This is a genomic window from Marinobacter sp. ATCH36 (genome assembly GCF_023555055.1).
Taxonomy (GTDB): Bacteria; Pseudomonadota; Gammaproteobacteria; order Pseudomonadales; family Oleiphilaceae; genus Marinobacter.
Window position 1 is genome coordinate 119,690 of the sequence record NZ_JAMJPL010000004.1, and the last position, 13,005, is coordinate 132,694.

A 13,005-nucleotide genomic window follows, 5' to 3' on the forward strand; every position below is an offset into this window, starting at 1 on the left:
TCAGAAACCGAGACTGGACAGAAGATCATCAACATCGTCCTGGCCCGATACAACATCTTCGCGCTCTTCGGCCTTTATCTGCGGGCCGACACCCTGCTCCGCCGACACTTTTTCCTTCTCATCCAGTTCGTGCACGGTACCGGTCATCTGGTCCACATGGCTGGCCATCACTACCAGGCTCAGCAGATGTTCCTCCACCTCCTTGACCAGTGTGGTGACTTTCTGGATAACCTGGCCGGTGAGATCCTGGTAATCCTGCGCCAGCAGAATTTCCGACAGGTTCTCGTACATGGCACCGGCGTCGGTATTGAGGCTGACAAAAAAGGTGTCAATCCGGGCATACAGTTCGCGGAATTCCGCCGGTGCCATCTCACGACGGCGCAGCCGCTGCCATTCATCCCTCAGCTCCGCCGCTTCATCCCGGATGGCGCTGGCCCGGGGCATGGCTTCTTCTACCAGATCCATGGTCCGGTTAGCCGCCTGCCCTGTCATCTGAACCACGTATTCCAGGCGGTCTGAGGCGTCGGTCATTTTTGACAACACCTCTGACTGTTCAGCATTACGCGGATCAATCTGGAAATTGCGAATTGCCTCATGGAGGCTACGAGTCAACCGGCCTACTTCGCGGTACAGACTCTGATCCCTTACTTCGCTGAGTTCATTGATCAGGGTCATGGCACGGGCATACTCTCCGGCATTGACCTGTTCAACCAGTTCAGCGGCCTGACTGCGGAGCTTTTCCGTAATCTCCGGGTCGAGGCCCTGTTGGTTCTTGTCACTTTCGCTCATGGGAGCCCGTCCGACCTCTGCTTACTGGATTCGCTCGAAGATTTTCTCAATCTTCTCCTTGAGTACCGCGGCGGTGAACGGTTTGACCACGTAGCCATTCACCCCGGCCTGCGCCGCTGCCACTATCTGATCCCGTTTGGCTTCCGCGGTTACCATGAGCACAGGCAGAGTCTTGAGGTTCTCATCAGCCCTGACTTCCTTGAGAAGATCCAGCCCGGACATGCCCGGCATGTTCCAGTCAGTGACGAGAAAATCGTATTTACCGCTTCGAAGCATTGGCAATGCGGTATTGCCATCGTCCGCTTCATCGGTATTGGTAAAGCCCAGATCGCGAAGCAGGTTCTTGATGATCCGTCGCATGGTGGAGAAGTCATCCACGATCAGGATTTTCATATTCTTGTCCAATGGGACCTCCAGTATAAAACGCCCGGAATTCATATTTGGCTTCCGGCTCTCAGTCCAGCAAGCCGGCAGATTTACCGCTTATTGTGTTGCCTTTGGCCCGGTTGTAAAGCACCGGTTACCAAAAGGCTACAGTAAAGAATGCTTTGCAACGCTGCAGAATGGCTGTGGTGCGACAGGGCTCATTGCTGCCAGTCGGAGAGCCGTCCCCGCAAACGAAGTGCGGCCTGGCTGTGGATCTGGCTCACCCGGCTTTCACTGACACCCAGCACAGCACCAATTTCCTTCAGGTTCAGCTCTTCCTGGTAATACAGGCTCAGCACCAGTTTTTCGCGTTCTGGCAGATCGCCAATTGCTGTGGCGAGATTTTTCCGGAAGTTGTCCGATGCCAGGCCATCCAGTGGATTATCACTGGCCTCTGCTTCGTCTATCGGCAGGTCGCCGGATTCATTGAGCTCATCCAGGCTAAAAAGTCGGCCGCTGTTGGCATCGCTCAGTGAGGAGTGGTATTCATCGAGGCCCATGCCGAGCTCCTCGGCGACTTCCCAGTCCAGGGCTTCACGGCCCAGACGATCCTCAACAGCCTTGATGGCCTTGGCAATTCGGCGGGAGTTTCTGTGCACGGAGCGGGGAACCCAATCCCCCTTGCGGATCTCATCCACCATGGCACCGCGGATCCGGATGCCAGCATAAGTTTCAAAGGTAGCGCCCTTGGTGGAGCTGTAGCGCTGGGCTGCTTCCAGCAGGCCAATCATTCCGGCCTGCATCAGGTCCTCAAGCTGGACCGAAGCCGGTAACCGGGCCATCAGATGGAGGGCTATTTTCTTGACCAGCGGCGCCTGCTCCTCGACAAGTTGTGAGGGCCCCTGTGTACCGGTCCGGTGGTAGATTCCAAGTTCTTTCGCCAATGTCATGTATCCGGCTTTCAGTGAAGGATCAAAATCAGACTTCGACGAGCCGCTCAACAAAAAATTCCAGATGCCCTCTGGGCGATTGTGGTAATGGCCAACTGTCGACTTTTTCCGCCAGGCTCTTGATGGCCAGTGACGCTTTGGCACGTGGATAGGCATCCAGTACGGCGCGCTGGCGCTGAACCGCTTTTTTCACGGCTTCGTCATACGGCACTATACCCACGTATTGCAGTGCCACATCCAGGAACCGCTCGGTGACTCTGGTCAGTTTTTCAAAAAGATGGCGGCCTTCCTGCTCGTTACGCACCTGGTTTGCCAGAATGCGGAAGCGGTTGGTGCCATAGTCGCGGTTCATCAGTTTGATCAGGGCGTAAGCGTCGGTAATGGAGGTGGGCTCATCACACACAACCAGCAACAGCTCCTGGGAAGCTCGCAGGAAGCTGACTACGGAATCGGAAATGCCGGCCGCAGTATCCACTATGAGTACGTCAATCTGATCGCCCAGCTCACTGAAGGCGTTGATCAGTCCTGCATGCTCAAGTGAGGACAGCTGGGTCATACGCTGGGTACCGGAGGACGCTGGCACAATCTTGATGCCGCCCGGACCATCAACCAGCACATCACGCAGATCGCACTCGCCGGCTATAACATCCTGGATGTTTCGATTGGCGGTAATGCCAAGCAATACATCAATATTGCCAAGGCCAAGATCGGCATCCAGCAGCACCACACGCCGCCCCTTTTGCGAGAGGGCAATGCCAAGGTTTACCGCAACGTTACTTTTGCCAACGCCCCCTTTTCCGCCGGAAATCGCAATCACCTGTACCGGATGTGGTTTGCTCATACTGTTTCTGATCTCTTGCCACGTTGATCCACAGGCTGTGTTGTTGTTAAACAGCGACTGCCTCTTGCTGCTGGAGTTTTTTCAGCCTCTCCACGGCCAGCCGCACCAGCGGAATGGGCTCGGCGTGGTGCAGGTCTTCCGGGATCTTCTGTCCGTCGGTGTAATAGGCCACCGGCAATCCCGTTTCCATGACAAATCCCAGCGATTCTCCCAGGGTCAGTGCTTCATCGATCTTTGTCATCACACACCCTGTGAGATTTGCCATCTTATAGCAATGCCAGACGGATTTCATGATGCGTGGCTGACTGGTTGCAGAAACCACCAGATGGGTGCGAATCCGGTGGTGGCTGCGTGCCAGTTCCGTGAGTTGCTCCTCGTAGCCCTTGTCAGTACTGGTAAGGCCTGCGGTATCTATCAATACGAGATGACGGTCCGACAACTCATCCAGTATATCATCCAGTGAATGGGTCTCATCCACTACCCGAACCGGCACGTTCAGAATGCGCCCGAACACGAACAACTGCTCGTGGGCCGCCACCCGATAGCGGTCAGTTGTAACCAGCGCCAGTGAATCCGGGCCATGCTGCAGCACGTAGTGAGCAGCCAGCTTGCCAATAGTGGTGGTCTTGCCTGAGCCTGTCGGCCCAACCAGGGCATAAACACCACCTTCTTCCGCCCACTCGGTACGCGCAGTCTTGACACCGGCCGCCAGCATTTTCAGGGACTGCTTCCAACCGTCTTCAAGCCGCCCGGCCCGATGACGACGGGAAAGGGAGTTTGCCAGGTCCTGCCCCAGACCAAATTCCTGCAGTTTTTCCGCCAACCGCTGCTGCACAGCATTAACCGCTGTCTTGTCAGGTTCGCCACGCTGGGCACTGACCAGATCACGCAATGAGCTGATCTCTGCGCGCATCTGTGCCAACTCACCGGAATAACCGGCAGTATCAGCTGTCGGAGCCGCCGTTTCCGCGATTTGCAGATCTTCGTCATCAAGTTCGCTGGCCACTAGACTGGCGTGGCCGAAATCCCCGCCGCCGGCCCGATATCCGACAGCAGCACGCCGCTCCCGTACTTCGCGGATACGATCCCGGGACCGGCCAAGTTCGTCCTCAAGGCGGCGGTGCTGTTCCGCCTGGAGCTCTGCCAGCCGGGATCCATTGGTCGCTTCCTGAGCCGCGTCCCCTAATCGCTGGCGCGCCATATTCTCGTCATAATCCAGCGCTGTCACAATTTCGACGCCACCATCCACCCGACGATTGGACAGAATTACCGCATCGGGGCCCATCTGGTCCCGTACCTGACGCAGCGCCTCTGCCATACTCTGAGCAAAAAACCGTTTTACTTTCATGATGACTCTTCCTCCCGGTCAGCGCTTTCCGACGCCTTCCGCTTTGCCGTCCGCGGCCTTTACTGGCCGACGGATGCCACAATGGTGATCTGTTTGTTATCCGGAATTTCCTGGTACGACAACACGTGCAATCGCTCTACCCCGAAACTCGCAAACTTGGCCAGAACCGGCCGCAGCGGCCCGGACACCAACAATATTGCCGGTTTGCCCAACATCTCCTGGCGCTGGACACTGTCCTGGAGCGAACGCTGGAGCTTCTCGACCATATTCGGCTCCAGCACCAGCCCGATGTCTTCCTGACCGCCGGATTGTTGACTCTGCTGCATTGACTTCAGCAATAACTGTTCCAAGTCTGGATCCAGGGTGATCACCGGGATTTCGGAGTCGTTGCCGCAGATGCTTTGAACAATCATCCGACGCAGTGACTGGCGTGCCACTGTCGTCAACAATTTCGGGTCCTGGCTCTTCGGATGCACATTTACAATGGCCTCGGCAATGGAACGCATATCGCGGATCGGCACTTCTTCCTTGAGCAGGTTCTGCAACACTTTCAGCAACAGACTGATGGAAATAGTGGTGGGCACCAGCTCTTCCGCCAGCTTCGGAGACACCTTCTCGAGCTGATCCAGCCACTTCTGGACCTCCTCGTGGCCCAGCAATTCATGGGCGTGTTTCTGCAGGATCTGATTGAGGTGAGTGGCCACCACAGTACTGGCATCCACCACGGTGTAGCCCAGGGTCTGTGCCTGATCTTTCCTGTCCGGCTCGATCCAGCTGGCATCCAGACCAAAGGCCGGGTCCTTGCCCTCAATACCCTCGATCTTGCCGAACACCTGCCCCGGATCAATGGCCAGCTCCCGGTCCGGATGAATCTCCGCCTCGGCGATCGTTACTCCCATCAGGGTGATGCGATACACATTGGGCATCAGGTCCAGATTGTCGCGAATGTGGACCGACGGCATCAGGAACCCAAGATCCTGGGAGAGCTTCTTGCGCACACCCTTGATGCGGCTGAGCAGCTGTCCACCCTGGGACTTGTCCACCAGGGGAATCAGCCGATAGCCCACTTCCAGGCCAACAATGTCTACCGTTGCCACGTCGTCCCAACCCAGCTCCCGGGTCTCGCCCGGAGGCGGTAACTGAGCGCTCTGGTCACCGCCATCGCCGCCGGACGGAATATCCCGACCCGCCGGTCTCGCGCCGCCGCCCCGGGCGGGGAACACACCCTCCTCTTCAACCGTCTGACGCTCCTGCTGCCAGATATACCAGGCAATGGCACCAGAAATAGCGCCAAGACCCAGAAAAGCCACGTGAGGCATGCCTGGAATCAGCCCGAGAATGACAAGAATCACCGCCGCGATGCCCAGCGCCTTTGGCGCATTGAACATCTGCTGCAATATCTGGCCACCCATATCCTGGCTGGAGGTTACGCGGGTCACCATGATCGCGGCAGAGGTGGACAGCAGCAGCGAAGGAATCTGCGCCACCAAGCCGTCACCAATGGTCAGCAGTGCATAGTTCTGGGTCGCAGTGCCAAAATCCAGACCGTGCTGCACCATGCCGATGGCGATACCGCCGATCAGGTTGATGGCCAGAATCAACAGGCCGGCAACCGCGTCACCTTTGACGAACTTGCTGGCACCGTCCATGGAACCGTAGAAATCCGCCTCCTGGGCGATTTCGGAACGGCGGTGCTTGGCCTCGTCCTGGTTGATCAGGCCGGCATTCAGGTCTGCGTCAATAGCCATTTGCTTGCCGGGCATGGCATCCAGGGTAAAACGGGCACTCACCTCGGAAACCCGGCCAGCACCTTTGGTGACCACCAGAAAGTTGATGATCATCAGGATGGCGAATACCACCAGGCCGACGGCATAGTTGCCGCCAATCAGCACCGCACCGAAAGATTCGATGACTTTACCGGCGGCATCTCCGCCCTCATGGCCGTTAAGCAGCACAATCCGTGTCGACGCTACGTTAAGCGCCAGCCTGAGCAGCGTGGCCACCAGCAATACCGTGGGAAAGGACGCAAACTCCATCGGGCGCAGGGCGTATACGCACACCAGCAGAATCACGATGGAAAGAGTGATATTGAAAGTAAAAAACACGTCCAGCATGAACGCCGGCATGGGCAATATCATCATGCCCAGCAACCCCATCAGCATGACGGGAACGCCCAGATTACCCCGCGTCAGGGATTTGACATTATTTAGGACTAACGCTCGGTCCATGCCGGAAAACTCTCCGATTAGCGGTTAACCGCGGTTTCTCGCGGGTGGTTTTTTTGACGCCGATGCATCGTTGCGAGGTGTATTCGCAAGATCCGTACCAGAGCTGAGGTTTTTTCTGTGAGCCATGCCTGACGGACATGCCGATATACGGTATCCTTGCGCCATTTACCGGCTTTCACGCCTGCATCCAGCATTCAGACACAGCCCAGAACGCAAAAAGGTGAACCCATGCCAATCCACGAGGTAAGACACCCCCTAATCCGCCATAAACTCGGTCTCATGCGCCGCGCCGACATCAGCACCAAGAATTTCCGCGAGCTGGCCCAGGAAGTGGGCGCCCTGCTGACCTATGAGGCCACCAAGGATTTCTCCCTACAGAAAGAAACCATCGAAGGCTGGGCCGGCCCTGTGGAAATCGAACAGATCCAGGGCAAGAAAATCACTATTGTCCCCATTTTGCGGGCGGGCATGGGCATGCTGGACGGTGTGCTCACCCTGATTCCCGGGGCTCGCGTCAGCGTTGTTGGTCAGGTAAGAAATGAAGAAACCCTGGAGGCCAGTACCTATCTCGAAAAACTGGTGGGAGAGCTTGACCAGCGCATGGCCATGATCGTCGACCCTATGCTCGCGACGGGTGGTTCCATGATTTCAACCATCGATCTGCTGAAGAAGGCAGGCAGCCATGAAATACGCGCCCTTGTGCTGGTGGCCGCACCGGAAGGTATCGACAAAGTGCTGGAAAAGCATCCGGATGTTTCCATCTATACAGCATCCATTGACGAGCGGCTGAACGAGAAAGGCTACATCCTCCCCGGCCTCGGCGATGCCGGTGACAAAATATTCGGCACCAAGCAGAAGGACGTCTGAGCATGCAGGACCACCTGAACGACCCAATCTGGAAGCAGGCCATTGCCGGCTCACAGATGCTGCTGGTGGCCTTCGGCGCACTGGTGTTGATGCCGCTGATCACCGGCCTGGATCCCAACGTTGCTCTGTTTACTGCCGGCATTGGCACGCTGATTTTTCATATTGTCACCGGCGGGCAGATCCCCATATTCCTGGCGTCCTCTTTTGCCTTTATCGCCCCCATCATCGCCGCCAAGGGCCGTTTTGGCCTTGAGGAAACGCTGGGCGGCCTGATGGCGGCGGGTATTCTCTATATTATCCTCAGTGGTGCTGTGCGCCTGCGCGGCACCGGCTTCATTACCCGCCTGTTGCCGCCGGTGGTCATCGGCCCGGTGATCATGGTCATCGGCCTGGGTCTGGCGCCGGTCGCTGTTCACATGGCCTCCGGTCGCACCGGTGATGGCGCGGAACAACTGGTGCCCTATGACACCGCCATCTGGATCGCGATGATTTCCCTGACCATAACGGTGATCATGGCCGTCTGGTCCAGCGGTATTTTCCGGCTGATTCCGATCATGTTTGGCATTATCGTCGGTTACATTCTATCGGCCATTGCCGGCATCGTGGATTTGTCCCCCATCAGCGAAGCACCCTGGTTTGCCGTCCCCAATTTCGTGGCGCCGGAGTTCAGTTGGGCGGCCATCCTGTTCATGATCCCGGTTGCCATAGCACCGGCCATCGAGCACATCGGCGACATCCTGGCCATTGGCACCGTTACCCGCAAAAACTACCTTGAAAAGCCAGGTCTGCACCGCACCCTGCTTGGCGATGGCCTGGCGACCAGCGCAGCGTCTGCCCTGGGCGGCCCGCCCAACACCACCTACTCTGAAGTCACCGGTGCGGTGGTGCTGACCAGGAACTTCAACCCGAAGGTGATGATCTGGGCGGCGTGCATTGCCATCGTATTGGCGTTCGTAGGTAAATTCGGCGCGGCCCTGCAGACTATTCCAGCGCCGGTCATGGGCGGCATTCTCTGCCTGCTGTTCGGCTCTATTGCGGTTGTAGGCCTCAATACCCTGATCCGTCACCAGGTGGACCTGTCAAAGGCCCGCAACCTGGTCATCGTCGCCGTTACCCTGGTATTCGGTATCGGCGGCATGGCGATCGGCAATCTGGAAGGCATTGCCCTGTGTGCCGTAGTGGCCATTGCCCTGAACCTGATCCTGCCGGGTAGCGGCGAGGCATGGGGTAAAAAGATCCATGAGCACGACACCCTCTAAAGCCAACGCCGGTAAAGACAGCTCCGGCATCAGCTTTACCGCCCTCTACACCGGTGCCGTCTGGCACCGGCACGGGCTCTCAGATGACGTGCTCGCCACGGACCAGGGCCGCTGGCTTTACCACCTGATGACCCCCTTCGAAGCTAGCAGCAAGGCCCTCATCGGCGGCAACATCCGCACCTTCCTGCTGCAGCGCCACCTGATCATTGACCACCTGATCGAACAGGCGCTGGAACGCGGCGTTACCCAGGTACTGGAAATCGCCTGCGGCATGTCCCCGAGAGGTATCCGCTTGCGGGACAAGCACCCGCTGATCCACATGGTGGAGGCCGATCTCCCTGACATGGCCACCCGCAAGGCTTCAAGGTTGCTGGTATCTGGTCGATTGGGTGACCATCACCAGGTGATGCCCGTCGATATTCTGGCGGAGTCCGGCGAGCAGTCACTGGAGACGGTTGTCGGCAGGGCTTTCGCCAATAATGCCCCGATGATCGTCGTCACCGAAGGCCTGACCGGCTACTTTTCGCTGCCGGTTATTTCACGGTTCTGGAGACGCCTGGCCCAGTTGATGCAACAACGCCCGGGCTCGGTCTACCTCTCCGAAAGCTACCTGATGCCAAAGCAGCCGCTGCTGCGCGGCAGCCTGAAATCCCTCGGCGGGATACTGGGAGCAATTACGCGAAGTGACGTCAGTTTCCATTTCCTCAACGACCAGGAAGCCGCCGAGCACTTTGCGGCCTGCGGCTTCCCTTCCGTTACCGTTAACAATCCCACCGACTTTTACCGCCGCCTTCCGATTCCCGATAGCCGGCATGATCCTATGGTTCGGGTTGTTGAGGCTTCGTCGTAGCCTTCTTGTAGCCTGATGGGTCGGTGGCGGCGGGTGTGGGGAAGGGGCTGCCAAAAAACGCCCGTGAATACGTCCCTGTAGGGCTCGGTCGCGCCATCCCTGGCGCTCCACGTTTTTGGGAGCCCCTTCCCCACACCCTCTCGGGCAACGGCGATATCGCCAACCCCGACTCAAAGTTTATGCTTCAGGTTATTCGCGATATCTGAGGAGTCAAAAGTGGTTCTTCGGGTGGGCTTCCCAAAACTGTGCGGAGCCATGGATGGCGGAGCTCAAGCGCCACAGGGATGTGCTTGAGCGTGTTTTGGGAAGCCCACCTGAAGAACCACCTCCCTGCAGCGCGCAGGCTACAAGAGGGCAAACACCGGGCTCACCCATCCCGCCGCATATCCGAAGGTATGGGGAAGTCCGGCACGTGGGGTTTCTCACCGCGCCCCTTACGGAACTGGCGGAGCTGGAACACGTAGGCCAGAACCTGGGCGATGGCCATGTACAGGCCGTCGGGGATCTCGCCGCCCAGTTCGGTATTGTGATAGACCGCCCGGGTCAGAGGTGGCGTGCGGAGGATCTCCACCTTGTTTTCGCGGGCAATTTCCATAATCTTGAAGGCGGTTTGGTCGGACCCCTTGGCGACCACAATTGGCGCCGCCATCTTCTTCTGGTCGTACTTCAGCGCCACCGCATAATGGGTCGGGTTGGTGATGACCACATCGGCACCGGGCACATCCTGCATCATCCGACGCTGGGCCATTTCCCGTTGAAGCTGGCGGATCTTGCCCTTCACTTCCGGTTTGCCTTCGGTGTCCTTGTATTCGTCCTTCACCTCCTGCTTGGTCATACGCAGCTTTTTCTGGTGATCGAATATCTGGAACGGCACGTCGATGGCGGCGATGACGATGGTGGCGCAGGCGAGGATGAAAAAACTCCAGCCCAGGGTCCACAACACATGTTCCATGGCAGACCTGGCGGGTTCTTCCGAGATGCTGAGCAGATCCTCGGTACGCAGATTCAGGATCAGGATGGCCACAGACAGAACCAGGCCTACTTTCAGGATGGCTTTGACCAGTTCGATCAAGGAACGCATGGAGAACATGCGTTTCAGGCCCTTGAGGGGGTCCATGCGGTTGAGTTTCGGGGCGATGGCTTTGCCGCTGACGAGCAGTCCACCGATACCAATGGAGCCGGCAATGGCGGCAACTAATAGCAGGATCAGTAATGGGGCCAGTGAGAGCGCAGCTTCTTTGGTTGATGCGATCAGCTGAACGCTCATGTGGCGGGTGTCGAAGATGGCGGAGCGTTCTATCACGAAGCTGTCGCGCATTATGTTTTCCATGGCCCCACCCATGGAGGCGCCGAACATCAGCAGGCCGCCGGCGCCGGCCAGCAGGACGGCCATGGTGGCCAGTTCCTTGGAGCGCGCGGTCTGGCCATCCTCCTTGGCTTTTTCGAGCCTTCGGGGGGTGGCCTCTTCGGTTTTCTCCTGGCTGTTGTCGTTTTCTTCTGCCATGTTTTGCTGTCTTAGCTTTGAAGTGTCGGTCGGTGGGGATGGCTATCCAAAACACGCTCCTTCGGCACATCCATGTGACGCTTGAGCTCCGCCATCCATGGCTCCGCACAGTTTTGGATAGCCATCCCCACCGACCTCGGCAAACTTTCGAGGTAGACCATTAACCGTTACGGCTGGCCCTGCAGGTTTCGCATGAATTCGAACGTTTCTCTTGTGTACTGTTCGAAGTGCGGCAGAAAATTGGCGTGCAGCACCCATATGGCAAATAATCCAAAAATCAGGCCAATCGGGAAGCCGAGGGCGAAAATATTCATCTGGGGCGCGGCGCGGGTCATTACGCCGAAGGAGATGTTGACGATAAATACAGCGGTTACCGCTGGCAGCGCCAATAACAGAGCGGAGACAAACATCCAGCTGATGCGGTGGGCCAGCTCCCAGACGCCCGACTGGCCCAGGCCTTCGAGGCCGATGGGCAGGGTGCGGAAGCTTTCGATGAAGACTTCGAAGGCCACCAGGTGGCCGTTCATGGCCAGGTACAGCAGCGTGATGGTGATGCTGTAGATCTGTGCCAGCACGGGCACGTTGACGCCATTGGCCGGGTCGACCATGGAGGCGAAGCCAAGGCCCATTTGCATGGCGATCATCTGGCCGGCCACCACGAATAGCTGGAACAGCGCGGTCAGGGCGAAGCCCATGCCTACGCCGATCAGGATCTGCTGGAGGGTGATCACTACCCCATCCGCGCTGAAGGCATCGATTTGCGGTACCGGGGGAATCATCGGCACCACCAGGATGGTGATGATCAGGGCCAGGCCGAGCCGGACTCTGGCAGGTACCAGTTGGGTACCAATAAAGGGGATGACCATCATGAAGCTGGCCAGGCGGAACAGGGGCCACAGGTGTTGCCCTACCCACTGGTTGATCAGGTCAGCTGATATTTCCGTGGGCATGCCCGGTCAACCGATCAGGTAGGGAATGCTGGTGATCAGCCGTTCCGCGTGGTCGAGTAGCTGGGTCAGCATCCAGGGACCCATCACGATTATGGTGATCAGGGTGACCAAAAGGCGTGGCAGGAAGCTCAGGGTCTGTTCGTTGATCTGAGTGGCAGCCTGGAAGGTGCTGACCACAAGACCGATCACCAGCCCGGGGCCGATGATCAGGCTTGCTAGCAGCACGATCATCCACAGGGCTTCACGCAGGATGTCGATAACGGTTTCGGGCGTCATGGTTGCATTCCCCTATATCCCGTAACTGGCAGCCAGGGTGCCCATGATCAGGGCCCAGCCGTCCACCAGTACAAACAGCATGATTTTGAACGGCAGTGATATGATGATCGGTGAAAGCATCATCATACCCATGGCCATCAGCACGCTGGCCACCACCATGTCGATAATGAGAAACGGTATAAAGAGGATAAACCCGATCTGGAAGGCGGTTTTCAGCTCGCTTGTGACAAACGCCGGTAACAACACCCAGAAAGAGACGTCCTGGGGAGTTGCGTATTGTTCGTCTGCAATGCGCATGAACAGGCCCAGGTCGCTTTCACGGGTCTGGGCGAGCATGAACTCGCGGAATGGCTGGCTGGCCTGCTCCACGGCTTCTAGCGAGGATAGCTCCTCTTGCATATAGGGCTGAAGCGCCACCTCGTTCACTTCTTCCAGCACCGGCTTCATGATGAAAATCGTGAGGAAGAGTGTCAGGCCTAGAAGGATCTGGTTCGAGGGCGTGGACTGCAGACCAAGGGCCTGGCGAAGTATGGCAAACACCACGATGATGCGGGTGAACGACGTCATCATCATCAGCATCGCAGGCAGGAAGGTCAGCGCAGTCATCAGCGCCAGTATCTGCAGCGATACCGAATATTCCTGCACACCCTCCTCTTCGCCGGGCGTTACCGTAAAGGCAGGGATCCCCGGTATATCCGCCACTGCAGCAGGAGCCCAGGTAGTGAAAAGAATCAGGGTCAGTAAGGCGAGGACACGCCCGGGAACACGCGCCAACAT

The 13,005-nt window shown here is 57.7% G+C and carries 13 protein-coding genes; 3 read left to right on the forward strand and 10 right to left on the reverse strand.

Translation table 11 applies throughout. The features are described 5' to 3' along the window. From M8010_RS13605 to flhA, 6 genes are all read right to left on the reverse strand, one after another. The gene (locus tag M8010_RS13605; protein WP_250092017.1) at positions 1-789 is read right to left on the reverse strand and encodes a protein phosphatase CheZ; all 789 of its coding nucleotides are present in this window, start codon (positions 787-789) and stop codon (positions 1-3) included. A gap of 21 nt (positions 790-810) precedes the next feature. Then, entirely contained in the window at positions 811-1,194 is a 384-nt protein-coding gene (cheY, locus tag M8010_RS13610) for a chemotaxis response regulator CheY (RefSeq protein ID WP_114613228.1), read from the reverse strand. 179 nt (positions 1,195-1,373) lie between these two features. Continuing rightward, positions 1,374-2,105, reverse strand: coding sequence for an RNA polymerase sigma factor FliA (locus M8010_RS13615; protein ID WP_250092714.1), 732 nt, complete (start codon positions 2,103-2,105; stop codon positions 1,374-1,376). Positions 2,106-2,133: 28 nt separating this feature from the next. Then, positions 2,134-2,946, reverse strand: a complete 813-nt coding sequence (locus M8010_RS13620; RefSeq protein WP_250092018.1) for a MinD/ParA family protein — start codon at positions 2,944-2,946, stop codon at positions 2,134-2,136. 46 nt (positions 2,947-2,992) lie between these two features. Further along, positions 2,993-4,294, reverse strand: coding sequence for a flagellar biosynthesis GTPase FlhF (gene flhF, locus M8010_RS13625; protein ID WP_250092020.1), 1,302 nt, complete (start codon positions 4,292-4,294; stop codon positions 2,993-2,995). Between the two features lie 59 nt (positions 4,295-4,353). After that, positions 4,354-6,522, reverse strand: coding sequence for a flagellar biosynthesis protein FlhA (gene flhA, locus M8010_RS13630; RefSeq protein WP_250092022.1), 2,169 nt, complete (start codon positions 6,520-6,522; stop codon positions 4,354-4,356). A 228-nt stretch (positions 6,523-6,750) separates the two neighbouring features. Between flhA and upp the strand changes: the two genes are divergently transcribed. The 3 genes from upp to M8010_RS13645 are packed head-to-tail and all read left to right on the forward strand — an operon-like array spanning position 6,751 to position 9,498. Beyond that, entirely contained in the window at positions 6,751-7,389 is a 639-nt protein-coding gene (gene upp / locus M8010_RS13635) for a uracil phosphoribosyltransferase (RefSeq protein WP_250092024.1), read from the forward strand. A 2-nt stretch (positions 7,390-7,391) separates the two neighbouring features. Continuing rightward, positions 7,392-8,648 carry a uracil-xanthine permease family protein gene (locus tag M8010_RS13640; protein ID WP_250092026.1) on the forward strand — a complete coding sequence of 419 codons (1,257 nt, stop codon included), beginning with the start codon at positions 7,392-7,394 and terminating at the stop codon, positions 8,646-8,648. After that, positions 8,629-9,498, forward strand: coding sequence for a class I SAM-dependent methyltransferase (locus M8010_RS13645; protein ID WP_250092027.1), 870 nt, complete (start codon positions 8,629-8,631; stop codon positions 9,496-9,498). Before M8010_RS13640 ends, M8010_RS13645 begins: the two co-directional genes overlap by 20 nt. Positions 9,499-9,865: 367 nt before the next feature. On the opposite strand, the gene flhB is transcribed toward M8010_RS13645, so the two are convergent. From flhB to fliP, 4 genes are all read right to left on the reverse strand, one after another. Beyond that, positions 9,866-11,002: a flagellar biosynthesis protein FlhB gene (gene flhB / locus M8010_RS13650; RefSeq protein ID WP_250092030.1), complete on the reverse strand. Its 1,137-nt coding sequence runs from the start codon at positions 11,000-11,002 to the stop codon at positions 9,866-9,868. Between the two features lie 167 nt (positions 11,003-11,169). Then, entirely contained in the window at positions 11,170-11,952 is a 783-nt protein-coding gene (gene fliR / locus M8010_RS13655; RefSeq protein WP_250092031.1) for a flagellar biosynthetic protein FliR, read from the reverse strand. 6 nt (positions 11,953-11,958) lie between these two features. Beyond that, positions 11,959-12,228, reverse strand: a complete 270-nt coding sequence (fliQ, locus tag M8010_RS13660) for a flagellar biosynthesis protein FliQ (protein WP_250092032.1) — start codon at positions 12,226-12,228, stop codon at positions 11,959-11,961. A gap of 12 nt (positions 12,229-12,240) precedes the next feature. Beyond that, entirely contained in the window at positions 12,241-13,005 is a 765-nt protein-coding gene (gene fliP / locus M8010_RS13665; RefSeq protein ID WP_250092034.1) for a flagellar type III secretion system pore protein FliP, read from the reverse strand.